General features: G+C 71.7%; 16 protein-coding genes. 7 read left to right on the forward strand and 9 right to left on the reverse strand.

Annotation, left to right across the window (positions count from 1 at the left end; all coding sequences use genetic code 11):
* Window positions 1–69: 69 nt before the first annotated feature.
* The 4 genes from trpB (at window position 70) to lgt (ending at window position 4,060) form a co-directional block, all read left to right on the forward strand.
* Window positions 70–1,356 carry a tryptophan synthase subunit beta gene (trpB, locus tag MQE23_RS32870; RefSeq protein ID WP_020271443.1) on the forward strand — a complete coding sequence of 429 codons (1,287 nt, stop codon included), beginning with the start codon at window positions 70–72 and terminating at the stop codon, window positions 1,354–1,356.
* Window positions 1,353–2,171, forward strand: a complete 819-nt coding sequence (gene trpA / locus MQE23_RS32875; RefSeq protein ID WP_243381000.1) for a tryptophan synthase subunit alpha — start codon at window positions 1,353–1,355, stop codon at window positions 2,169–2,171. The genes trpB and trpA overlap by 4 nt, the downstream gene beginning before the upstream one ends.
* Before the next feature lie 86 nt (window positions 2,172–2,257).
* Complete coding sequence (locus MQE23_RS32880) at window positions 2,258–3,034, forward strand: thioredoxin domain-containing protein (RefSeq protein WP_020271445.1); 777 nt, start codon at window positions 2,258–2,260, stop codon at window positions 3,032–3,034.
* Between the two features lie 84 nt (window positions 3,035–3,118).
* Entirely contained in the window at window positions 3,119–4,060 is a 942-nt protein-coding gene (gene lgt / locus MQE23_RS32885) for a prolipoprotein diacylglyceryl transferase (RefSeq protein WP_037668096.1), read from the forward strand.
* A 58-nt stretch (window positions 4,061–4,118) separates the two neighbouring features.
* On the opposite strand, the gene MQE23_RS32890 is transcribed toward lgt, so the two are convergent.
* From MQE23_RS32890 to MQE23_RS32915, 6 genes are all read right to left on the reverse strand, one after another.
* On the reverse strand, window positions 4,119–4,940 hold the full coding sequence (locus tag MQE23_RS32890) for a CoA ester lyase (protein WP_020271447.1): 822 nt from the start codon (window positions 4,938–4,940) through the stop codon (window positions 4,119–4,121).
* Entirely contained in the window at window positions 4,937–6,124 is a 1,188-nt protein-coding gene (locus MQE23_RS32895) for a CoA transferase (protein WP_243381001.1), read from the reverse strand. Before MQE23_RS32895 ends, MQE23_RS32890 begins: the two co-directional genes overlap by 4 nt.
* On the reverse strand, window positions 6,121–7,509 hold the full coding sequence (locus MQE23_RS32900; protein ID WP_243381002.1) for an ADP-ribosylglycohydrolase family protein: 1,389 nt from the start codon (window positions 7,507–7,509) through the stop codon (window positions 6,121–6,123). The genes MQE23_RS32895 and MQE23_RS32900 overlap by 4 nt, the downstream gene beginning before the upstream one ends.
* The gene (locus tag MQE23_RS32905; RefSeq protein ID WP_243381003.1) at window positions 7,497–8,666 is read right to left on the reverse strand and encodes an ADP-ribosylglycohydrolase family protein; all 1,170 of its coding nucleotides are present in this window, start codon (window positions 8,664–8,666) and stop codon (window positions 7,497–7,499) included. Before MQE23_RS32905 ends, MQE23_RS32900 begins: the two co-directional genes overlap by 13 nt.
* 7 nt (window positions 8,667–8,673) lie before the next feature.
* The gene (locus MQE23_RS32910) at window positions 8,674–9,792 is read right to left on the reverse strand and encodes an ADP-ribosylglycohydrolase family protein (RefSeq protein WP_243381004.1); all 1,119 of its coding nucleotides are present in this window, start codon (window positions 9,790–9,792) and stop codon (window positions 8,674–8,676) included.
* Between the two features lie 86 nt (window positions 9,793–9,878).
* Entirely contained in the window at window positions 9,879–10,958 is a 1,080-nt protein-coding gene (locus MQE23_RS32915) for an ADP-ribosylglycohydrolase family protein (protein ID WP_243381005.1), read from the reverse strand.
* Window positions 10,959–11,186: 228 nt separating this feature from the next.
* On the opposite strand from MQE23_RS32915, the gene MQE23_RS32920 reads away from it, so the two are divergent.
* From MQE23_RS32920 to MQE23_RS32930, 3 genes are all read left to right on the forward strand, one after another.
* Window positions 11,187–11,918 (forward strand): VIT1/CCC1 transporter family protein, encoded by a 732-nt coding sequence (locus tag MQE23_RS32920; protein WP_020271846.1) that lies wholly within the window; start codon window positions 11,187–11,189, stop codon window positions 11,916–11,918.
* Between the two features lie 381 nt (window positions 11,919–12,299).
* Window positions 12,300–16,898 carry a glutamate synthase large subunit gene (gltB, locus tag MQE23_RS32925; protein WP_243381006.1) on the forward strand — a complete coding sequence of 1,533 codons (4,599 nt, stop codon included), beginning with the start codon at window positions 12,300–12,302 and terminating at the stop codon, window positions 16,896–16,898.
* Window positions 16,891–18,354, forward strand: a complete 1,464-nt coding sequence (locus tag MQE23_RS32930) for a glutamate synthase subunit beta (protein ID WP_020271843.1) — start codon at window positions 16,891–16,893, stop codon at window positions 18,352–18,354. Before gltB ends, MQE23_RS32930 begins: the two co-directional genes overlap by 8 nt.
* 105 nt (window positions 18,355–18,459) lie before the next feature.
* Here MQE23_RS32930 and MQE23_RS32935 read toward each other — a convergent pair whose 3' ends face one another.
* From MQE23_RS32935 to MQE23_RS32945, 3 genes are read right to left on the reverse strand one after another with little or no spacing between them, the layout of a single operon-like run.
* On the reverse strand, window positions 18,460–18,915 hold the full coding sequence (locus tag MQE23_RS32935; protein WP_243381007.1) for a hypothetical protein: 456 nt from the start codon (window positions 18,913–18,915) through the stop codon (window positions 18,460–18,462).
* On the reverse strand, window positions 18,912–19,253 hold the full coding sequence (locus MQE23_RS32940) for a hypothetical protein (RefSeq protein WP_020271841.1): 342 nt from the start codon (window positions 19,251–19,253) through the stop codon (window positions 18,912–18,914). The genes MQE23_RS32935 and MQE23_RS32940 overlap by 4 nt, the downstream gene beginning before the upstream one ends.
* Window positions 19,250–24,430 (reverse strand): caspase family protein, encoded by a 5,181-nt coding sequence (locus MQE23_RS32945; protein WP_279345168.1) that lies wholly within the window; start codon window positions 24,428–24,430, stop codon window positions 19,250–19,252. The genes MQE23_RS32940 and MQE23_RS32945 overlap by 4 nt, the downstream gene beginning before the upstream one ends.
* Window positions 24,431–24,523: the final 93 nt, after the last annotated feature.

A 24,523-nucleotide genomic window follows, 5' to 3' on the forward strand; every position in this document is an offset into this window, starting at 1 on the left:
AGCCAACTGACAATCCCTGCCCCCACGGCGATCAGTGCATTCACACACACTCACCGTGAAGGTTTCCGCATGCCCAGCCAGTTCTTCATCCCCGACCCCGAGGGTCAAACGCCCAACCCCGAAGGCTACTTCGGGACATTCGGCGGCAAGTTCATCCCGGAGGCCCTCGTCGCCGCAGTCGACGAGGTGGCCGTCGAGTACGACAAGGCCAAGCACGACCCCGAGTTCGCCAAGGAACTCGACGACCTCCTGGTCAACTACACCGGCCGCCCGTCGGCCCTCACCGAAGTCCCTCGTTTCGCCGCGGAAGCGGGCGGCGCTCGCGTCTTCCTCAAGCGCGAGGACCTCAACCACACCGGCTCCCACAAGATCAACAACGTCCTCGGCCAGGCCCTGCTCACCAAGCGCATGGGCAAGACCCGGGTCATCGCCGAGACCGGCGCCGGCCAGCACGGCGTCGCCACCGCGACGGCCTGTGCCCTCTTCGGCCTCGAGTGCACGATCTACATGGGCGAGATCGACACCCAGCGCCAGGCCCTCAACGTGGCCCGCATGCGCATGCTCGGCGCCGAGGTCATCGCCGTGAAGTCCGGCAGCCGCACGCTGAAGGACGCGATCAACGAGGCGTTCCGCGACTGGGTCGCCAACGTCGACCACACGCACTACCTCTTCGGCACGGTCGCCGGCCCCCACCCCTTCCCGGCCATGGTCCGCGACTTCCACCGCGTCATCGGCGTGGAGACCCGCCGCCAGCTCCTGGAGCGCGCGGGCCGCCTCCCCGACGCGGCCGTCGCCTGCGTCGGCGGCGGCTCCAACGCCATCGGCCTCTTCCACGCCTTCATCCCGGACGAGTCCGTCCGCCTCATCGGCTGCGAGCCGGCCGGCCACGGTGTCGACACCGGCGAGCACGCGGCGACCCTGACCGCAGGCGAGCCCGGCATCCTGCACGGCTCCCGCAGTTACGTCCTCCAGGACGACGAGGGCCAGATCACCGAGCCGTACTCGATCTCGGCCGGTCTGGACTACCCGGGCATCGGCCCCGAGCACTCCTACCTCAAGGACTCGGGTCGCGGTGAGTACCGCGCGATCACCGACGACGCGGCCATGCAGGCCCTGCGCCTGCTGTCCCGCACCGAGGGCATCATCCCGGCCATCGAGAGCGCCCACGCGCTGGCCGGAGCCCTGGAAGTCGGCAGGGAGCTGGGCAAGGACGGGCTGATCGTGGTCAACCTGTCCGGCCGCGGCGACAAGGACATGGACACCGCCGCCCGCTACTTCGGCCTCTACGACACCGACGCCGAGGTCGCCGCCGACGCGGACACCGACACCGCCGAGATCGAAGGGGACGCCAAGTGAGCGGCAACATCGAGCTGTTGAGCGACACCCTCGCCGCGGCGAAGTCCGAGGGGCGCTCCGCGCTCATCGCCTACCTCCCGGCCGGGTTCCCGACCGTGGACGGCGGCATCGAGGCGATCAAGGCCGCCCTGGACGGCGGTGCCGATGTCGTCGAGGTCGGTCTGCCGCACAGCGACCCCGTCCTCGACGGCCCCGTCATCCAGACCGCCGACGACATCGCCCTGCGCGGCGGGGTGAAGATCGCCGACGTGATGCGCACGGTCCGCGAGGCCCACGCGGCCACCGGCAAGCCGGTCCTCGTCATGACGTACTGGAACCCCATCGACCGCTACGGCGTCGAGCGGTTCACCGCCGAGCTCGCCGAGGCGGGCGGCGCCGGGTGCATCCTGCCCGACCTGCCCGTACAGGAGTCGGCGCTGTGGAGGGAGCACGCGCAGAAGCACAACCTCGCCACCGTCTTCGTCGTCGCGCCCAGCAGCAAGGACGAGCGGCTCGCGCAGATCACCACGGCGGGCAGCGGCTTCGTCTACGCCGCCTCCCTCATGGGCGTCACCGGCACCCGCGAGTCGGTCAGCTCGCAGGCCGAGGACCTGGTGGCCCGCACCCGGGCCACCGGCACGGACCTGCCGGTCTGCGTCGGGCTCGGCGTCTCCAACGCCACCCAGGCCGCCGAGGTCGCCGGCTTCGCCGACGGCGTGATCGTCGGCTCGGCCTTCGTCAAGGCCATGCTGGACGCCCCGGACGACGCGGCCGGTGTCGAGGCCGTCCGCACCCTGGCGGCCGGCCTGGCGAAGGGCGTACGCCGACAGGCGTAAGAAACCGGGTAGTCGTACAGGTCCCTCGTACGGGTGGACCTGGGGCCGGGGAGGCGCGGTGCGCCTCCCCGGTTCGTTTCCGGGGTGTGAGCGAGAAGAACCGTGAGGGAAAGCGCACCGCCCGGGAGAAGCTGGCGGTGGAGCGCGAGAAGCAGAAGGCCTCGGAGAAGCGCAGGCGCGCGCTGATCGTGGGTGGTGCCGTCGTGGCCGTCCTGGGGCTCGCGGCGGTGATCGGCGTCGTCGCCGCCAACGCCGGGAAGGACGACGACAGCGAAGCGGCGGGCCCGGTCGTGGCGCCCTCGGGAGCACAGGGCAAGGACGGCCTGGCCATCCCGGTCGGCAAGGACAGCGCCAAGTCCACGCTCACGGTGTGGGAGGACTTCCGCTGCCCGGCCTGCAAGGCCTTCGAGACGGCGTACCGGCCGGTGATCCACGAGCTGACGAACGCCGGCAAGCTGAAGACCGAGTACCACCTGGTCACCCTCATCGACGGCAACATGGGCGGCAGCGGCTCCCGCAACGCGGCCAACGCCGCGGCCTGCGCCCAGGACGCCGGGAAGTTCCCCGCGTACCACGACGTGCTCTTCGACAACCAGCCCCAGGAGGTCGAGGACGCCTACGCCAGGAACGACAAGCTGATCGAGCTGGCCGGCAAGGTCGACGGCCTGGACACCCCCGCCTTCCGCAAGTGCGTCGAGGACGGCACGCACAACAGCTGGGTCGCCAAGTCCCACCAGGCGTTCAACAAGGGCGGCTTCTCGGGCACGCCGACCGTCCTGTTCGACGGCAAGAACATCTACCAGGACCGGACGATGACCCCGGCCAAGCTGAAGCGGATGGTGCAGGAGCAGAACAAGGGGTGAAGGCTTTTCTCACCCGCCCGTTATGGACCCGTAGCCGGGCTGCCTGCCGCGGCCCCGGCCGGGCACGGTAGCGTCGACCTTGCCATGGAACTTGCCTTCATTCCCAGCCCGTCACGCGGGGTGCTGTATCTCGGCCCCATTCCGCTGCGCGGCTACGCGTTCTGCATCATCATCGGCGTCTTCGTTGCCGTCTGGCTCGGCAACAAGCGCTGGATCGCCCGGGGCGGGCGGGCCGGCACGGTGGCCGACATCGCGGTCTGGGCCGTGCCCTTCGGCCTCGTGGGCGGCCGGCTCTACCACGTGATCACGGACTACGAGCTGTACTTCAGCGAGGGCCGTGACTGGGTGGACGCCTTCAAGATCTGGGAGGGCGGCCTCGGCATCTGGGGCGCGATCGCGCTGGGCGCGCTGGGCGCCTGGATCGGCTGCCGGCGCCGGGGCATCCCGATGCCGGCGTACGCCGACGCCGTCGCGCCGGGCATCGCCCTCGCCCAGGCGATCGGCCGCTGGGGCAACTGGTTCAACCAGGAGCTGTACGGCAAGCCCACCGACCTGCCCTGGGCCCTGGAGATCACGTCCACCGCGGACGGCCGGGTGCCGGGCACCTACCACCCGACGTTCCTGTACGAGTCGCTGTGGTGCATCGGCGTCGCGCTCCTGGTGATCTGGGCGGACCGCCGCTTCCGGCTGGGCCACGGCCGGGCGTTCGCGCTGTACGTCGCCGCGTACTGCGCGGGCCGGGCGTGGATCGAGTACATGCGGGTCGACGACGCCCACCACATCCTGGGTGTCCGGCTGAACGTGTGGACCGCGATCCTGGTGTTCCTGCTCGCCGTGACCTACCTCGTGCTGTCGTCGAAGAAGCGGCCGGGCCGGGAAGCGGTGGTGGAGCCGGGCGTGGAGGCTGCCGGCGGTGAAGCCGACGGCGACGACGAGTCCGCCGGCGAGTCCGTCGGGGAGGGCAAGGACGACGAGTCCAAGGCCGACGAGGCCAATGACGAGGCCGGGTCGGCGAAGAAGACCTGACGATCAGCCGCGCTACACCGAGGGGTGCCCGGAGATGTCCGGGCACCCCTCGGTGCGTCTAACGACGGCGTGCCAGGGACAGGGTGCGCTGGGCCGCCGTCACCACTGCCGTGTCGATGAAGCGGCCGTCCCGGAGGGCCTGGGCGCCCGGTTCCGTCGCCGCCGCCTTGACGATCGTCTCCGCTTTCTCGATCTCCTCCTCGGTGGGGAGGAAGGCCCGCTCGATGACCGGGAGCTGGCGGGGGTGGATCGCGGCCCGGCCCAGGAAGCCCAGGGCGCGGCCATGGGCGCAGGACGCGGCCAGCCCTTCCAGGTCACGGACGTCCGGGTGGACCGACTGGGCCGGAGGGGGCAGGCCGGCGGCCCGGGCGGCCACGATCACCCGGGAGCGGGACCAGTCGAGCCCCTCGTCGTGTCGTACGCCCAGGTCGGCCCCCAGGTCCGCCTCCCCGAGCGCGATGCCCCGCAGGGACGGGTGGGCCGTGGCGACGGCGTACGCCTGTTCCACGCCGAGGGCCGTCTCCAGGAGGGCGTACAGGGGCAGCCCGGCGGGTACGGCGTGCTGGGCGATCCGGACGACCTCGGCGGGCGAGCCGATCTTGGGGAGCCGCAGGGCGCAGAGGCCGGGAGCCGGGGCCACGGCGGCGAGGTCCTGCCCGGCCCAGGGGCTGTCCAGGGCGTTGACGCGGACGTGGACCGGGACCGGCGGCAGGTCGGCGAGCAGTTCGGCGGTGGCGGCACGGGCGTATGCCTTCCGGTCGGGGGCGACCGCGTCCTCCAGGTCGACGACGACGATGTCGGCGTCGGAGGTGAGGGCCTTGGCGACCACCTGGGGACGGTCGCCCGGGGCGTAGAGCCAGGTGAGCGGGAACGCCGTCACAGGGCGCCCTCCGCGCGCAGCGCCGTGAGGTCGGCCGGGGTGAGGCCCAGTTCGGTGAGGACCTCGTCCGTGTCCGCGCCGTGGGGACGGCCGGCCCAGCGGATCGCGCCGGGCGTGGCGGAGAGCCGGAAGAGGACGTTCTGCATGCGCAGGGGGCCCAGCTCCGGGTCGTCGACGGTGGTGATGGTGTTCAGGGCCTGGTACTGCGGGTCCGCCATCACGTCGCGGACGTCCTGGACCGGGGCCACGGCCGCCTCTGCCTTCTCGAAGGCGGCCAGGACGTCCGTGCGAGTGCGTGCGGCGATCCAGGAGCCGACCGCGTCGTCCAGGACGTCGGCGTGGCGGGCGCGGTCGGCGCCCGTGGCGAACCACGGCTCGTCGATCAGTTCCGGGCGGCCCACCAGGTGCATCACGCGTTCCGCGACCGACTGGGCCGACGTCGAGACGGCGACCCAGGTGCCGTCCGCGGTGCGGTAGACGCCGCGCGGGGCGTTGTTCGGGGAGCGGTTGCCGGTGCGGGGCTGGACGTGGCCGAGCTGGTCGTACCAGAGGGGCTGGGGGCCGAGGGCGGCCAGGATGGGCTCGATCAGGGCCATGTCGACGACCTGGCCCTCGCCGGTCCTGTCCCGGGCGGCGAGGGCCGTCATCACGGCGTACGCCGTCGTCAGGCCGGCGATGGAGTCGGCCAGGCCGAACGGCGGGAGCGTCGGGGGCGCGTCCGGCTCGCCGGTGATCGCGGCGAAGCCGCTCATCGCCTCGGCGAGGGTGCCGAAGCCGGGGCGGTGGGCGTAGGGGCCGAACTGGCCGAAGCCGGTGACCCGGGCCAGGACCAGGCGGGGGTTGGCGGCCGACAGCTCCGGCCAGCCCAGGTCCCACTTCTCCAGGGTGCCGGGGCGGAAGTTCTCGATGATCACGTCGGCGCCGGCGGCGAGGCGCAGGAGGGTGGTGCGGCCACCGGGCTTCGACAGGTCGAGGGTGATGGTGCGCTTGTTGCGGCCGAGCATCTTCCACCACAGGCCCACGCCGTCCTTCGACGGGCCGTGGCCGCGGGACGGGTCCGGTTTCGACGGGTGCTCGACCTTGACGACCTCCGCGCCGAAGTCGCCGAGCAGGGTGGCGGCGAGCGGGCCGGCGAAGAGGGTGGCGAGGTCCAGGACGCGGAGGCCGGTGAGGGGCGCGGTCATGAGCGGTGGGTCTCCCGGTGGGTGAGGTGGGCGAGGGTGTCGAAGCCGATGCCGTTGAAGTCGCCGATGGAGGTGGACAGGCGGTTCTTCAGCGGGGCCGTCCAGCGGTCGGGGAGCGCCGCTGGGTCTCCGGCCAGCAGGCCGGCGATGCTGCCGGCGGTCGCGCCGCCCGAGTCGGTGTCCCAGCCGCCGCTCACCGCGCGGCAGACCGAGCCGGAGAAGTCGCCGTTCGCGTGGGTGAGGGCGGCGGCGATGAGAGCGGTGTTGGGGACGGCGTGCACCCAGTGGTGGGTGCGGGCGTGGGTGGCGTGCAGTTGGTCGACGACCGTGTCGAAGTCCTTGTGGTCCTGGGCCAGTTGGATGGCGTGGTGGACGGCTCGGGCGAGGCGGGAGCGGGGCGGGACGACGGTGAGGCCGGTGCGCAGGCAGGCGTGGACGTCGTGGTCGCCCGTCGCGGCCTGCGCGATGGTGGCCGCCGTGAACATCGCCGCGTAGACGCCGTTGGCGGTGTGGGTGAGGGTGGCGTCGCGGTGGGCCTGTTCCGCGGCGGTGGCCGGGTCGCCGGGGTTGGTCCAACCGTGCATGTCGGCGCGGATCAGGGCGCCGATCCATTCGCGGAACGGGTTGCGGTGGCGGGCGGTGTGCGGGGGTTCCAGGCCGGTGAGGAGGTTGCGGTAGGCGATGCGTTCGGCGGTGAAGGTGCGGCCGGCGGGGAGTTCGTCCAGCCAGGTGCGGGCCACGTCCGTGGTGGTGAAGGACTTGCCGTGGCGTTGCAGGAGGACGAGGTTGAGGAGGGGGTAGTTGAGGTCGTCGTCCTCCGGCATGCCGTCGATGTTTTCGGCGAGGGAGGTTTTCGCCGAGCGGCGGTTCCAGGGGTGCTTCTGGAGGAGGTCTTCTGGGACGCCTCGGGCTGTGAAGTAGGTGGTGAGGGGCCAGTTGCCGGTGGACTTGGCCAGTTGGCGGATGGCTTCGAGGGGGAGTTTCTCGACTGGTTTGCCCAGGAGGCAGCCGACGGCACGGCCCAGCCAGGCGGCTTCCAAGTGCTGCTGGGTTGTGGCTGGAGTTGGGGTGGGGTCGCTCGCCGGCGCTGGCGGGGTGCCGCCTGACCAAGCCGGGCACAGCGACTTGATCGCTGCCAGGTCCGTCGGCTCGTCGTCCGCCAACCTGCTTGGGAGGTCGGCCAGTTCGTCCAGGAGGTCTTCTGCCAGTTGGCGGAGGTAGCGGGACCCCGGAGTCGGGGACGCGCCTGCGGTGCGTGGGGCCTCTGGGCCGCCCGCCGAGCGCCAGCGGGCTGCGATTGCCTTGGGTTCGCGGCCGTCCTGGGTCGCCTGGTGGAGTTCGTGGCCGATCAGGTCCTCCGGCTGGACCCAGGTCAGGCGGAGCATTCCGGGCCTCCGAGGGATGCGAAGGCCTGTTCGTGGGTGCGTCGGCGGGAGATGTCCCGGGTGAAGATCTCGCGGGTGACGGCCGTGAGGGTCGTGGCCGGTTCCCAGAGGTCCAGGCGGCTGGCCTCCGCGACCGTCTTGGCCCAGTCCTGGGGGACCGGCGAGCCGAGCGCGCCCGCCAGGGCGCCGGCCATCGTGGCGATGGAGTCGCAGTCGCGGCCGTAGTTCACGGCGCCCAGGACCGCGTGCCGGTAGTTGCCCTGGGCCACGAGCAACAGGCCCAGGGCTACGGGGAGTTCCTCGATCGCGTGGAGGCGGGAGGGGCGGCGGGCGCCGAGGGACGGGGCGCGGTAGTCGGGGCCGACCGTGTCGTAGGGGGCGACCGCCTCGCGCAGGGGGGCCAGTGCCGACTCGAAGTCCGTGTGGCGGGAGGCCTCCTCGCAGACCCGCTCGATCGCGGTGCGTGTGCCGTCCTTCGCCAGGGACAGGCAGGTCGAGACGACCGAGTCCGGGGTGGCCCCCGGGGTGCACGCCGCCGCGACCGCCGCGGCCAGAACACCCGCCGCCTCGCGGCCGTACGACGACTGGTGCGCGCCGGCGATGTCGAGGGCCTCGGCGTAGGCCGCCCGCGGGTCGGCCGCGTTGACCAGGCCGACCGGGGTCATGTACATCGCCGCACCGCAGTTGACGATGTTGCCGGTGCCGGCCTCGCGCGGGTCGGCATGGCCGTAGTGGATCCTCGTCACCAGCCATTTCTCCGCCAGGAAGACGCGGTGCAGGGGGAGTGTCTCGGTCTCCAGCTCCGGGATCCAGCGGGGCTCGGTCATCAGGTCGGGGACCAGGTGGTCGGCGACCGCGTACGCGTCGAGGTGGTCGCGGACCCGTGCGTAGACGCGGATCAGGGCGTGTGTCATCAAGGTGTCGTCGGTGACGTGGCCGTCGCCCTTGTGGTACGGGGCGAGGGGGCGGGCCGTGCGCCAGTCGTCGCCGTGCCAGGGGCCGACGATGCCGTGGACGCGGCCGCCGTGGCGTTCCAGGATCTGCTCGGGCGAGTAGCCCTCGACGGGGCCGCCGAGGGCGTCGCCGACGGCGGCGCCGACCAGGGCTCCGGTGATCCGCTCGTCCAGGGTGGCGGTTTGGTGCGGTTTGGGCTGCATGGCCGCATCATCCTCCGGGGTGGGCCGGTTGTGCGGCTTCCAGGAGTTCGGCGAGTTCCACGAGGTCCGTGCCGGTGAGGCGGGGCAGGACGCAGCCGGAGAGGGTGCGGCAGGTCTCCCGCCAGGAGGCCGGGATCGAGGCGCCGCCGCCCAGCGCGCCGGTGAGGGCGCCCGCCAGGGCCGGGGCGGAGTCCGCGACGCGGGACAGGCAGGCAGCGGCGGGGACCGCCTCCGCGATGTGGCCGCGGGCCGCCGTGGCCAGGGCGAGGGCGACCGGGACCGTTTCGGCGGCGGCGATGCCGTAGCTGTAGACGTGGTCGACGATCTGGTGTTCCAGGGGCGGGACCAGGGCGAAGGCGCTGTCCGCATCGGCCGCGAGGTGCAGTGCGTGCCGGGCATTGCGGCCGATCTCCGTCTCCTCGGGCAGTTCGGCGAGCGCTGCGGTGACGCAGGCGTGGACGTCCGCGCCGGCCAGGGCGAGGGCGAGGGCCGCGGCCATCGCGCGGGCGCCGTGGACTCCGTCGCCGTCCTGGGTGTACCGGGCGTCGAACTCGGCGAGGTCGGCGGTGCGCCGAGGGTCCCCCGGGTGGGCCACGGCCAGGACGCACGCCCGTACGCAGGCCGCGTCGTCGAAGTAGTGGGGGTTGTCGTGGCCGGTGGCGGGCGGGCGCAGGCCGGTGGCGAGGTTGCCGAGGCCGGCGCGGACGGAGATGCGGGCGCGCAGGGGGAGGACGGCGGACTCGATCTCGGGTGCGCGGTCCGCTGCGGCGGCTACTTCGCAGGCGATGGCGTTCCAGGTGAGGTCGATCGCGGCGCGGATGCGGCGTTCTCGGCTGAGGTCGTTCAGGACGGTGTCGTCACCGGCGCGGAGGAGGGCTTCCGCGGCGAAGGCGGCCCATTCGGCGTCGTCGGAGGGGCCCAGGCGGAGGGGTTCCGGGGGCTGGTTCAGGGCGATGGGGACGGGGAGGGTGGTGGTCGCGTTGTGTTCGGCGAAGGTGTCCAGTTCGCGGGTGAGACGGCGGGTCCAGTCGGGCATGCGGGCGGCTCGGTGGCGGGCGGCGGGCCAGCCGGCGGCGTCGCCGGCGGCCAGGCCGAGCAGGAGGCCTTCGGCCTTTTTGTCTCCCACCCGCGCACCGCGCGTAACGGTCGCCTGAGGGGGCCTGGTCTCCGGTGGGGCGCCTTGTCCGTCGGCGGCTTCCGGTTCGTGCGTCGTCACGAGGCGGCCTCCGTTCCGTCGGCCGCCAGGACGAAGTCCGTCGGGCCCGGCTCCTCGGCGCCCACCGCGGTCCAGCCGTCCTGCGCCGGCGTCAGCAGGTCCGCCACGTCAAGGACGTGGTAGCCCGCCATCGCTGGCAGGCATGACCCCCGGGCCGGGGTGATGGCCGCCGCCCAGGCCGGTGGGATCGCCGAAATGCCCCGGGTCGCGCCCGCCAGGGCACCCGCGACCGCCGCCGTCGTGTCCGCGTCGCGGCCCATGTTCACCGCCGTCAGGACCGACTGTTCGAAGTCGCCGTCGGCCGCCGCGTACGCGCCGAAGGCGAGGGCGACCGCCTCGGGGGCCAGGTCGGTCCACGGGTAGCCGCCGATGACGACCGCGGAGCGGACCGCGCGTTCGCCGCGGTGGGCCACCGCCACCGCGCGGCGCAGGCAGCGGGCCGTCCAGGAGTCGTCGGGCACGACGGCGAGGGCGGCGGCCACGACCGCGATCGGCTGGGCGCCCGCCATCGCCGCCGCCACGCCCGCCGCCACCGCCTGGCCGCCGTAGATGCCCTCGCCGTCATGGCTCACCGAGCCGTCGATCGCCACCAGCCGGGCCGCCTCCGCCGGGCGGCCCGGCGCGAACACCCCGAAGGGGGCCGCGCGCATGGCCAGGCCGTCGCTCCAGGCGTGCCGGTGCTGGGCGGAGATGGGGGCCGCCAGACCCCGGCGGAGGTTCTCCAGCGTGCCGCGTTCGCTGAAGCCGGCGCCTCGGAAGGGGCCCTCGTCGCGGTCGGCGATCCACTCGTGCCAGGCCGCTTCCACATGCGCGGGGGTGAGTGCCGAGCCGTGCCGGGCCAGGAGGAGGCCGGAGAAGATCGCGTACTCGGTGTCGTCCGTGCCGGCGGGGTTCTCGGCGACGTAGCCGGTGATGCGGCCCCACCGGGCCCGGATCTCGGAGGGCTTCATGTTCTCGGCCGGGGCTCCGAGCGCGTCACCGACGGCCAGGCCCAGCAGGGCGCCGCGTGCTCGTTCGCGGAGTTCGGTGGCGTCCCCGGGCGCCGGGACGGAGGGAATGCAGGCGATCGATGCCATACGGGATGTGTCCCACTCCGGTGACCGCCCCGAGCCTCGGGAGCCTCAGCATCACCCGGTCGACATCTGTGCATGATCGCCATCAAGTGAGCGGCAAAGGGTAAAGCCGCAGGTTAGCGCAGCCTTTCCTTGCTGGCGGCGCCGGAATTCACGGCGTACTTTGTGTGTTGTAAAAATCTGGAACTCGTCCAGAGAAGCTTGGTTCGGTAAGGGGATCGGGGACTTTTCATGGCCATCATCGAGACCGAGGCGGCGCTGCACGAGGCGCACCGGGACAACCACACCCACCGGGACGTCAACGGCGGCTGGCTGCGTCCCGCGGTGTTCGGTGCGATGGACGGCCTCGTCTCCAACCTGGCCCTGATGACCGGTGTCGCGGGCGGCTCGGTCAGCCAGCACACCGTCGTCCTCACCGGACTCGCAGGCCTGGCCGCCGGTGCCTTCTCCATGGCCGCCGGCGAGTACACCTCCGTCGCCTCGCAGCGCGAGCTCGTCGAGGCCGAGCTGGACGTGGAGCGGCGCGAGCTGCGCAAGCACCCGAAGGACGAGGAGGCCGAGCTCGCCGCGCTCTACCGGGCGCGCGGGGTCGAGCCGCGGCTGGCCGACGAGGTCGCCCGGCAGTTGTCGAAGGACCCCGAGCAGGCGCTGGAGATCCATGCCCGGGAGGAGCTGGGCATCGACCCCGGCGATCTGCCCTCGCCCACGGTGGCCGCGGTGTCGAGCTTCGGCTCCTTCGCACTGGGCGCGCTGATCCCCGTACTGCCCTATCTGCTGGGTGCGAGCAGCCTCTGGCCGGCCGTGCTGCTGGCGCTGCTCGGGCTCTTCCTGTGCGGCGCCGTGGTGGCCAAGGTGACGGCACGGACCTGGTGGTACAGCGGGCTGCGGCAGCTGCTCCTGGGAGGCGCGGCGGCCGGTGTGACGTACGCCCTGGGCAGCTTGTTCGGGACGGCCGTAGGATAGCTCGGCTCGGACTTATGCGATGGGCCGCATAAGTAGCCGTTACTCGCTGGTTTCGAATGCGCAATCACCGGGCATGAGCCGTAAGCGCTGCGGGCAATGAGGCCCGTGGACGCACTCAGCGGGGTGGGCGAAGACGCCTGTCCCGCTCTCGGGCCCGACGGGCATCGATCTCACCCGGTCGTTCCGTACAGGCCCCCCATAGCTTCCACCGCCGGTGCGGTACCCCCGCCGCGAGCCGCCGGTGTCCGCATGTTGGAACGGATTATCCCGGTTCCCGAGAACCGCTCCATCATGTAACCTGCACGAAATTTTGCGATCACGCGAGGGCCAACGTCGTCCCTCGGCACTTGCACATGCCACATGACGACGACGGGAGAGCCGATGCGTACGCCGCGCCAGCCGTCCCAGCATTCCGCGAATGGCCAGAACTGGTCCTTCATGGATGCTCGCCCTGCTGCGCAGGGTATGTACGACCCCCGCAACGAGCACGACGCCTGTGGCGTCGGCTTCGTCGCCACCCTTACCGGCGAGGCGTCCCACACCCTGGTCGAGCAGGCTCTGACCGTCCTGCGCAACCTCGAACACCGCGGTGCCACCGGCTCCGAGCCCGACTCCGGCGACGGCGCCGGCATCCTGTCGCAGGTCCCGGACGCCTTCTTCCGTGACGTGGCCGGATTCGAACTGCCCGCGGCCGGCGCCTACGCCGTCGGCACCGCCTTCCTGCCGGAGGACTCCGCCGCCGAGGCCGTCTCGCAGATCGAGACGATCGCGGCCGACGAGGGCCTGACCGTCCTCGGCTGGCGCGAGGTGCCGGTCGCTCCCCAGCTGCTGGGTGCCACCGCCCGGTCGACCATGCCGGTCTTCCGCCAGATCTTCGTCGGCGACGGCGTGTCGGAGGGCATCGCCCTCGACCGCAAGGCCTTCGTGCTGCGCAAGCGCGCCGAGCGCGAGGCCGGCGTGTACTTCCCGTCGCTGTCCGCGCGGACCATCGTCTACAAGGGCATGCTGACCACCGGCCAGCTGGAGCCCTTCTTCCCGGACCTGTCCGACCGCCGGTTCGCCTCCGCGATCGCGCTCGTGCACTCCCGGTTCTCGACGAACACGTTCCCGTCCTGGCCGCTGGCCCACCCCTACCGCTTCGTCGCGCACAACGGTGAGATCAACACCGTCAAGGGCAACCGCAACTGGATGGTGGCCCGCGAGTCGCAGCTCGTCTCGGACCTGTTCGGTTCCGACGACAAGGCCATAGAGCGGATCTTCCCGGTCTGCACGCCGGACGCCTCCGACTCCGCCTCCTTCGACGAGGTCCTGGAGCTGCTGCACCTGGGCGGCCGTTCGCTGCCGCACTCCGTGCTGATGATGATCCCGGAGGCGTGGGAGAACCACGACTCCATGGACCCGGCCCGGCGCGCCTTCTACCAGTTCCACTCCACGATGATGGAGCCCTGGGACGGCCCGGCCTGTGTCACCTTCACCGACGGCACCCAGGTCGGCGCCGTGCTCGACCGCAACGGCCTGCGCCCCGGCCGCTACTGGGTCACCGACGACGGCCTCGTCGTCCTCGGCTCCGAGGTCGGCGTCCTGGACATCGACCCGGCCAAGGTCGTCCGCAAGGGCCGCCTCCAGCCCGGCCGGATGTTCCTCGTCGACACCGCCGAGCACCGCATCATCGAGGACGACGAGATCAAGGCCGAGCTCGCCGCCGAGAAGCCGTACGCGGAGTGGATCGAGGCCGGTGAGATCGAGCTCTCCGACCTGCCCGAGCGCGAGCACATCGTGCACACGCACGCCTCGGTCACCCGCCGCCAGCAGACCTTCGGGTACACCGAGGAGGAACTGCGCGTCATCCTCGCGCCGATGGCCAAGGCCGGTGCCGAGCCGATCGGCTCGATGGGCACCGACTCGCCGATCGCCGCGCTGTCGGACCGCCCGCGCCTGCTCTTCGACTACTTCACCCAGCTGTTCGCGCAGGTCACCAACCCGCCGCTGGACGCGATCCGCGAGGAACTGGTCACCTCCCTGCGCTCGTCGCTGGGCCCGCAGGGCAACCTGCTCGAGCCGAGCGCCGCCTCCTGCCGCAGCGTCCTGCTGCCCTTCCCGGTGATCGACAACGACGAGCTGGCCAAGCTCATCCACATCAACGCCGACGGCGACATGCCCGGCTTCAAGGCCGCGACGCTGTCCGGCCTGTACCGGGTGCACGGCGGCGGTGACGCGCTGGCCGCGCGGATCGACGAGATCTGCGCCGAGGCCGACGCCGCGATAGAGAACGGCGCCCGGCTGATCGTCCTGTCGGACCGCCACTCGGACGCCGAGCACGCGCCGATCCCGTCGCTGCTGCTCACCGCGGCCGTCCACCACCACCTCATCCGCACCAAGCAGCGCACCCAGGTGGGCCTGCTGGTCGAGGCCGGTGACGTCCGCGAGGTCCACCACGTCGCCCTGCTCATCGGCTACGGCGCCGCCGCCGTCAACCCCTACCTGGCGATGGAGTCCGTCGAGGACCTGGTCCGCGCCGGCACCTTCCTGCCCGGCGTCGAGCCCGAGAAGGCCATCCGCAACCTCATCTACGCCCTCGGCAAGGGCGTGCTGAAGGTCATGTCCAAGATGGGCATCTCGACCGTCGCCTCCTACCGCGGCGCCCAGGTCTTCGAGGCCGTCGGTCTCGACGAGACCTTCGTCGAGAAGTACTTCAACGGCACGGCCACCAAGATCGGCGGCGTCGGCATCGACGTCATCGCCAAGGAGGTCGCCGCCCGGCACGCCAAGGCCTACCCGGCCTCCGGCATCGCCCCGGCGCACCGCGCGCTGGACATAGGCGGCGAGTACCAGTGGCGCCGCGAGGGCGAGCCGCACCTGTTCGACCCGGAGACGGTCTTCCGCCTCCAGCACTCCACGCGCTCCGGCCGCTACGACATCTTCAAGAAGTACACCGAGCGCGTGAACGAGCAGTCCGAGCGGCTGATGACGCTCCGCGGGCTCTTCGGCTTCAAGTCCGACCGGAAGCCCATTCCGATCGACGAGGTCGAGCCGGTCTCCGAGATCGTCAAGCGGTTCTCGACGGGTGCCATGTCGTACGGCTCCATCTCGCAGGAGGCGCACGAGACCCTCGCCATCGCCATGAACCAGCTGGGCGGCAAGTCCAACACCGGTGAGGGCGGCGAGGACCCGGAGCGGCTGTACGACCCGGCCCGCCGGTCGTCCATCAAGCAGGTCGCCTCCGGCCGCTTCGGTGTGACCTCCGAGTACCTGGTCAACTCCGACGACATCCAGATCAAGATGGCCCAGGGCGCCAAGCCCGGTGAGGGCGGCCAGCTGCCCGGCCACAAGGTCTACCCGTGGGTCGCCAAGACGCGGCACTCGACGCCGGGCGTCGGCCTCATCTCGCCGCCCCCGCACCACGACATCTACTCCATCGAGGACCTGGCCCAGCTGATCCACGACCTGAAGAACGCGAACCCGCAGGCGCGGATTCACGTGAAGCTGGTCTCGGAGGTCGGCGTCGGCACGGTCGCCGCGGGTGTGTCGAAGGCGCACGCGGACGTCGTCCTCATCTCCGGCCACGACGGCGGTACGGGCGCCTCGCCGCTCACCTCGCTCAAGCACGCGGGCGGTCCCTGGGAGCTCGGCCTCGCCGAGACCCAGCAGACGCTGCTGCTCAACGGCCTGCGCGACCGCATCGTCGTGCAGACCGACGGCCAGCTGAAGACCGGCCGCGACGTGGTCATCGCCGCGCTGCTCGGCGCCGAGGAGTTCGGTTTCGCGACCGCGCCGCTCGTCGTCTCCGGCTGCGTCATGATGCGCGTCTGCCACCTGGACACCTGTCCGGTCGGCATCGCCACGCAGAACCCGGTGCTGCGCGAGCGGTACAACGGCAAGGCCGAGTACGTCGTGAACTTCTTCACGTACATCGCCGAAGAGGTCCGCGAGATCCTCGCCGAGCTGGGCTTCCGCTCCATCGAGGAGGCCGTCGGCCACGCCGAGGCCCTCGACGTCACCCGCGCGGTCGACCACTGGAAGGCGCAGGGCCTGGACCTGGAGCCGCTGTTCCACGTGCCCGAGCTGCCCGAGGGCGCGGTCCGCCACCAGCTGATCGCCCAGGACCACGGCCTGGAGAAGGCGCTCGACAACCAGCTGATCAAGCTGGCCGCGGACGCCCTGTCCGCCTCGGACGCCACCGAGGCCCAGCCGGTCCGCGCCCAGGTGCAGATCCGCAACATCAACCGCACGGTCGGCACCATGCTCGGCCACGAGGTGACGAAGAAGTTCGGTGGCGCGGGCCTGCCCGACGACACCATCGACATCACCTTCACCGGCTCCGCCGGCCAGTCGTTCGGCGCATTCGTGCCGCGCGGTGTCACGCTGCGCCTGGAGGGCGACGCCAACGACTACGTCGGCAAGGGCCTCTCCGGCGGCCGGATCGTGGTCCGCCCGGACCGCGCGGCCGACCACCTCGCCGAGTACAGCGTCATCGCCGGCAACACCATCGGCTACGGCGCGACCGGCGGCGAGATGTTCCTGCGCGGCAAGGTCGGCGAGCGCTTCTGCGTCCGCAACTCCGGTGCGACGGTCGTCTCCGAGGGCGTGGGCGACCACGGCTGCGAGTACATGACCGGTGGTCACGCGGTCGTGCTGGGCGAGACGGGCCGCAACTTCGCGGCCGGTATGTCCGGCGGTATCGCGTACGTCATCGACCTGGACCCCGACAACGTCAACGTCGGCAACCTGGACGCGGTCGAGGCGCTGGACGACACCGACAAGCAGTGGCTGCACGACGTGGTCCGCCGCCACCAGGAGGAGACGGGCTCGACCGTCGCCGAGAGGCTCCTGGCCGAGTGGGACACCGCCGTCGAGCGCTTCAGCAGGATCATCCCCAGCACGTACAAGGCAGTGCTCGCCGCCAAGGACGCCGCCGAGCGAGCCGGTCTCTCCGAGACCGAGACCCACGAGAAGATGATGGAGGCGGCGATCAATGGCTGACCCGAAGGGCTTCCTGAACCACGGGCGCGAGGTCGCCAAGTCCCGCCCCGTCGAGGAGCGCGTCAAGGACTGGAACGAGGTCTACGTCCCCGGCTCCCTGCTGCCGATCATCAGCAAGCAGGCCAGCCGCTGCATGGACTGCGGCATCCCGTTCTGCCACAACGGCTGTCCGCTCGGGAACCTGATCCCCGAGTGGAACGACTATGCCTACCGCGAGGACTGGGCCGCCGCCTCGGAGCGCCTGCACGCGACGAACAACTTCCCGGAGTTCACGGGCCGTCTGTGCCCCGCTCCGTGTGAGTCGGCGTGTGTGCTGGGCATCAACCAGCCGCCGGTCACCATCAAGAACGTCGAGGTCTCGATCATCGACAAGGCGTGGGAGACCGGGGACGTCGCCCCGCAGATCCCGGAGCGCCTGTCCGGCAAGACCGTCGCCGTCATCGGCTCCGGCCCCGCGGGCCTGGCCGCCGCCCAGCAGCTGACCCGGGCCGGTCACACGGTCGCCGTCTACGAGCGCGCGGACCGCATCGGAGGCCTCCTCCGGTACGGCATCCCCGAGTTCAAGATGGAGAAGCGGCACATCAACCGCCGTATCGAGCAGATGCGCGCGGAGGGCACCCGCTTCCGCACGGGCATCGAGATCGGCCGCGACCTGAAGGCGACGGACCTGAAGAAGCGGTACGACGCGGTCGTCCTGGCCGTCGGTGCCACCACGGCCCGTGACCTGTCGGTGCCCGGCCGCGAGCTCAAGGGCATCTACCAGGCCATGGAGTACCTGCCGCTGGCCAACAAGGTGCAGGAGGGCGACTTCGTGGCGCCTCCGATCTCGGCCGAGGGCAAGCACGTCGTGGTCATCGGCGGCGGCGACACCGGCGCCGACTGTGTCGGTACGGCCCACCGCCAGGGCGCGGCCTCCGTCACGCAGCTGGAGATCATGCCCCGCCCGAACGACGACCGGCACCCGGTCAACCAGCCCTGGCCGACCTTCCCGATGCTCTACAAGGTCACCTCGGCCCACGAGGAGGGCGGCGAGCGCGTCTACTCGGTCTCGACGACCCACTTCGAGGGCGACGAGGACGGCAACGTGCAGTGGCTGCACCTCACCGAGGTGGAGTTCATCGACGGCCGGCTGACCCCGAAGCCGGGCACCGAGCGCAAGATCCCCGCCCAGCTGGTCACCCTCGCCATGGGCTTCACCGGCACCGACCGGGAGAACGGCCTGGTCGAGCAGTTCGGCCTGGAGCTCGACGAGCGCGGCAACATCGCCCGCGACGACGACTACCAGACCAACGTGCCGGGCGTGTTCGTCGCCGGTGACGCGGGCCGCGGCCAGTCGCTCATCGTGTGGGCGATCGCCGAGGGCCGCTCGGCGGCGCGCGGGGTGGACCGCCACCTCACGGGCGCCAGCGAGCTGCCGGCGCCGATCCGCCCGACGGACCGCGCGCTGATGGTCTGACGGACCACCGAGAAGACGTCCCGTACAAAGGCGTACGGAACACTGACGGCGCCTGCCCCACAGTCCCCGACCGGACGAACGGGCAGGCGCTGTCGCCTTTCCCCGCTACTTTCCGCCGGGCGCGACCCAGGTGACGATCACCGCGCCGGCGACGCACAGGACACCGGCCAGGGCGAGCCAGCGCGCGCACTCGACCAGCAGCCAGATGGTCTTGGTCCGCTTCTTCTCGTACCGCAGCAGCCGGCCCGCCTCCAGCAGGACCTCCTCACCGGGCCGTCCGTGCACGGCCAGAACGCCCAGCCAGGAAGCGGCGATCAGGGCGAGGAACCCGGCGATCAGCAGCCCGGTCACCCACCAGCGGGGCGCGTCCGCCAGCTTGCTCAGATCCTCCTGGCCCTTCAGCACGAACACCGCCGCGAGCAGGCCCGTGAGCGTCGCGAGGAAGTTGCGGTACCCCTCGGCCTGGTGCAGCGCCGCCTGCAACTGCCGCTCCGGGGAGGCCATCTCGCGGCAGCGGCGGTCCGCGTCGCGGAGCTGCTGCGGCGTGGGTGTGAAGGTCATGGCGTCGCCCCGGACTGCCCGGGCGAGGGCGGCGCCGCGATGGTCAGCAGGGCGCCGCACCCCCGCGGCTCGCTCGCGGGGCGGTTCATGTGCAGGGTGCGGCACTGGCACAGGGTGTGGAACGGCGCGGGCCCCGGCTCCTCGCGCCGGTTGAAGAAGCCGCCCTTGGCGACCGGGGGCTGCCCGAAGACCCACGTCCTCGTCATCGGGCAGGTGCAGACCGGGCAGGTCCCGGAGGCTTCGTACTGGGCGTCGTCGCCGGTCCTGCGCACGACCCACCGGAAGGTGAGGACGGAGGTGTGGACGGCGTCGGGGTCGTACTCGATCGGGGGCGTCACTCGGCGGTGCCTTCCAGGTGCGGGGCTTCGGTGGGGAGTTCGAGGGAGAAGAGGGCCGCGTACCGGGCCAGCCGCTCGCGCACCTGGCTCTCGGGCAGATCCGTCTCCTCCGCGCAGAGGGTGATGTGGTCCTCGGAGACGGCGCCGGCCAGGGCGGGCGCCCGGCCGGTGAGCTGCTCCGTGAGGATGATCAGGTCCTGCCAGTCGGGGACGCGGTCGGCCACCGCGCCCTCGGGCCTGCCGACGGTGACGTCCAGGCCGAGGCAGGCGAAGGGGGCGTAGCGGTCGTACGTCTTGGCGAGGCTCCAGTCGAAGCGGCCGGCGGTGCGGACGAGTTCGAGGGGGCCGAGGGTGCAGGACTCGTCGTCGGCGCAGAGGAGGCCCGGGCTGAAGGCGGCGAGGTCGTACAGGTCCGGTTCGCGGTCCCGTACGGCCGCGAACCCGGGGGTGTCGGGAGCGCAGGGGGGCGGCGGGCCGCCGAGCGGGACGAACCGGGTGAGGTGCTCGATGGAGGCGGCGAGGGTGCGGCGCGTGCTGTACGCGTGGTGCAGCAGTCGCCTGAGCCGGAGGGCCGGCACGAATCCGTTCGACGGGTGCCGCACGAGCGCACTGACGTCCTGGTTGGTCGCTTGCAGGTCCAGGACTGCGGGATCCGGCTGAGTGACGGAGACGGGCAGTATCTGGTCCTGGCCTGTCAGCCGTTGCACGATGTCGCCGATGGGGCGCCGCTCCGTGGCGCTGAGCTGGACGAGGACCGGGGGTGTCACGCCCTGCTCGTCCAGATGGCTGCCGGACGCCCCGATCGTGTGTCCACGGGTGAGGGGGTGGTCCCAGACCTCCAGTTGCCGCACGGTCTCGTCGATGCGGTCCTCGAAGCCCGGGGCGAGCAGGCCCGCCGTACTCAAGCGCCGCAGGACCTTGTCGACCTCGTCGAGGTCGATGTCCGACCGGGGCGACAGGCTCGGGGTGCGAGAGGCTCTGCGCGTGATGACCCTGATGAACTCCCAGGGCGTGACTCCGGTGCCACGGCGACGGATCGCAGAGAGCACTTCGGCCGCCAGGGAGGAGGGGATCCAGTCGGCCACCTCGGCGGGCGGCTCGTCGGCGCGCATCCCGGTCACCGGCGTGAGGGCGTTCAGACGTGAGGCCACTTCCCGGGGCGGAGTCTGCAACTCCGCGGCGAGCAGGAGCAGGTCGGCGATGCGGAGATCGTCGCCACGCCATCTGGCCACCTCCAGGCGGCCACCGACCGAGCGAACGAACAGGGAACGTTCCATCGCATCGAGCGGACCGTGCTCGATGGCGGCAGGCGAGGGGGCTTCTCGCAGCGAGAAGCCGAGCGGCTCGAACCGCCGGACACGAGCCGCCAGGTCGCTGACCGGCACTCCCGGTTCGCCCCGGACGAGAAGATCGACGACCCCCAGCTCACCGGGCCACACATGCAGTTCCTCGTCCAGTTCCTTGCTCACCAGTAGCGCGGCGTCACCGCGAGTGGGGACCTCGGCGGCCAGGTCGGCGTCCAGAACGGGCGGAGGCGGCAACTCGGGCTGCCAGGTCCGGAGTTCCTCCAGGAGAGAGACCGCGTCCCCGAGGGTCAGGCGGTGCCGTACGGCGATCAGGAGGAGCGGGGCGTACCGGGCCGGCTCGTTCCAGGCCCCCGAGGCCAGCATGGAACGCCACATCCCGGACAGCTCCACCAGTTCCGCCGTGGGCCGGGCGGTCCGAAGTCCGCGGATGTCCGCCGCGGCGGGAACCTCCATACCCAGGATCGCGTAGCGGCGGAGGGCCTTCAGGGGCTCAGCCGACGGCGTGTGCGTCAGGTATGCGGCCCGCAGCACCGTCTCCCATCCGCGCGGGGTGTTGGCGTCCTTCGGGAAGAGGACCGCGTCCATCGCGGTCGGAGGGGGGTAGCCGGGCGGCAGGAACGCCTTTCCCTCCTGGTGGAGAGCGAGCCGTGCCTTCTGCCACTGTCTGGCGAGGGCGCTCTGGTACTCGCCGAGCAGCCCACGCCAGGGGCCTCGGCTGTTCCCGGCGCCCTCGTCCATGGGCAGGCACCCAGCGGTCGCGAGAGGCACCGTACGCGGCAGGGTCTCATGGGGGAGCGCTCCCGGGGGAAAGATGATGGCCATGGTGTCGTCGGGCAGCGAGTCGAGCACGGTCAGGGCGAGCCGGGGCGACTTCGCCGCGAGCTCCCACAGCCACGACAGGAGGACCTCCCGCCACCGCGCGGCGGCCCTCGGCGCGGCCTCCAGCAGCTCGGACGTCACCGCCTCACGGCCGTAGGAGATCAGGCTGTTGCGGTCCACACTGGGTTCCGGCCGATGCCGCTCCCGCAGATTGACGATGTGGCCGTAAGACTCCGGCGCGTCCTTGATGACCACTCCGTCCAGCAGCCACCCGCCTTGCCCCTGCACCAGCCAGATGTCGCGGGCGCCCTGGACGGCGTCTCCGAACCAGGGCTTGGGGGTGGGAGGCGTGAGCGCCCCGGGCTCCCAGCGCCGGTGCCGTACGACCGTCCGGTTGTCGTCCTTGGTGAGCTCCCGTGCCTCCACCTCGAAGTCCGCCACCCACAGGAAGGACTCGAGCGTGTCCACCAACGAGGGCGGGACGGCGGAGTCCTCGCCCAGATAGAGCCGCACCCGCGTCCCGCCGTCCAGCGCCACATGCGGATCCTGGCCGATCCGCAGCAGCCCCGAGCCCGACTGGATGTCGGCGCGCAGCGGCTCCAGTTGGAGCGTGCGGCCGTAGTGGTCCACCGGGCTCGTCCAGACGACGACTTCCTCGGCCAGCATGAAGTAGCTGAACACGCCGATGCCGAAACGGGAGTTGAGGGGCATCTCGCCGAGCTCGGCGCGGCGCCAGTTGCGGCGTTCCTGGACGAACTCGGGGTCCTGCTCGTACCGCTTGCCGGCGCGGGCGAACATCGAGGTCAGCTTGGCGCGGTTCATGCCGGAACCGTTGTCCGTGCACTCGATGTACGGCCTGCCGTCGGCGTCCCAGCCCTGCGTGAACGTGATGCTCGGCTGCCAGTCGGGCCCGGGCCGCCCCTGCGCCGCGCCGTACTGCCGGCGCATGTCACGGTAGCGGCAGGCGTCCAGGGCGTTCTGGTACAGCTCGCGCACCGCCAGCATCGGATCGCCGTAGAGCTGGGTGCCCATCAGCAGGGGCCGGATCTCGTCCTCGGCCAGCCGGAAGCGTTCCAGCGGCTGCTTGTACCGCTCGGCCACGGGGACGAGCTGGTCGGTGGTGACGCGCTCGGGGAATCCGCGCAGCAGGGCCGGCGGGGTCGTACGGGCCTTCTGGCACTCCTGGTGCAGCAGGCTCACCGTCGCGTTCGTCCGCGCGGCGAGCTCCTCGACGGCCACGTGCAGCGCCGGATGGGGGCAGGCGAACCGGACGGTGAGTTCGTAGGGGCCGTCGTCCTGTTCGCCCAGGAGCGTCACGTCGTAGCCGAAGTCGGCGGACAGGGCGGCCACCACATCGTCCGGGTCCAGGGGTTCATGGGCGCCGAGGTGGTCGACGAGGACGCTCGACATCCGGCGCGGGTCGGCGGCCTGGAGGCCGGCCGTCCACAGCAGACGGGCGAGGTCCGAGGCGCGCCACTGGTTCCCGGGCACCGGCGGGTAGGTGCTCCAGTCGTCACCGCCGCGCGCGTCGTTGATGCGCGGGCTGGTACTCGGATGGACCGTCAGATGGCCGAGGACCTGGCGCACCTGGCCGTCGATGGTGAGCCTGGTCGCCTCTCTGACCGGTGCTCCCGTGGGGGCGGCGGCCGCGTCCAGGATCGCGCTCACCAGCAGGTCGAGGATCGTGTCCACGGCCGAGTAGTCGCCCGTGCGTTCCCACAGCAGGTCCCAGTCGGTGATGAAGCGGTGCCGCAGCCAGTGGTCGGCGGCCGCCGTCTGCTCCTTCAGGCCGCGGCGGCGCAGCGTCGCGACGGTGCGCCGGACCTGGGAGTGCGCGCGGGCCACGTCGTGGGCGGCGTCCCGGACCAGGCGGTCGTGGCCTTCGAGGGCGTCGTCCGCGGCGCTCTTGACGTCCATGCCCTCGGGCATCGTCCGGCGCAGCTCCTCCAGCGCGATCGCGACGACGCCCTCCTGCACGACGGGCGCGGCGAGCAGCGCCGCCGTCTCAGCGGGCGAGAGCAGGTCGCGGCCCTCCAGACGGGCCCGCTTGACCAGCGTTTCCATCCGGTCGACCACCCGGACCGGATAGGTGGGGTCGGTCCACGGGTCGTCGCGGTGCGCGCCCTCGGTGGAGAGCGAGTCCACGATGTGCTCGACCAGCTCGCCGAGCCGCTTCTTGACCCGCTCGTGCACAGCCGGGGTGCCCGACGTGCAGTGCCACAGGGACGACTGCTCGATCATGGTCGTCCACCGGTACGCCTCCTGCGCGCCCTCGCACAGCACGGGGCCGGGGCCGTCCGCGTTGAGGCCGTGCGGGAAGTACCGGTCGACGGTGGGCGGCATGACGCCCGCGTCGGACGCGTTCCGGCGCACCGTCGTGCGGGTGTAGCGGACGAGGTCGGCGAAGGTGGTCGGCTGGGTCGTCGGCGCGAGCGCCTTGGCGAGCGCCCGGCCGAACCAACTGCCTTCCTGGGGGTCGGCGTAGGAGCGCTCGCCCCGGCTGCAGCTGTACAGCCAGTACACGTCCTCGGTGGCCGAGAGCACGGTCTTCCTGCTCTGCTCGGCCAGGGGCGTGGGCTCCTCGGTGCGGCAGATGTCCAGGCAGACGACCGTCGTCACGCCGGCGGGCAGCCCGTCGAGCAGTCCCTCGGGGTCGGCGGCTATGAGCGTGCGGTCGAGGAGCGACCGGCCACCGGCCGGGTCCATGCGGCCCGGCTGTACGTCGGCGGGCAGGAGATGGTCCCGCTTGCCGACGGTCGTACCGTGACAGGACACGTAGAGGAACGCCGTGTCGCCGGGGGAGCACTCGTCGAAGAACTCCTGGAGGGCCCCGAGCAGTTCGAAGCCGCCCGGGTCGTGCAGCGGCCGTACCTCGTAGTGCGACTGGCGCAGCGCACGGCTCACCAGTTCGACGTCCTCGACGGCGCTCTCCAGGGCGGGGAAACGCCGGGCCAGGTGCTCGTCCCGCTCCAGCGCGGGGGTCCGCCCCACCCCGACGACCAACGCCCGCCGTCTGCCCGCTCCAGGGGTCTCAGCCTGTCCCGGTTGCACACGTCCCCCTCATGCAATTCACGAGTAGGACATCATCGCAGAGCACGGGGGCCGGGGTGCCGTACTCTCAGGACCCGTCCCGGTGATCGGCAG

This window comes from Streptomyces sp. HP-A2021, from assembly GCF_022807935.1.
GTDB classification, from domain to species: domain Bacteria; phylum Actinomycetota; class Actinomycetes; order Streptomycetales; family Streptomycetaceae; genus Streptomyces; species Streptomyces afghaniensis.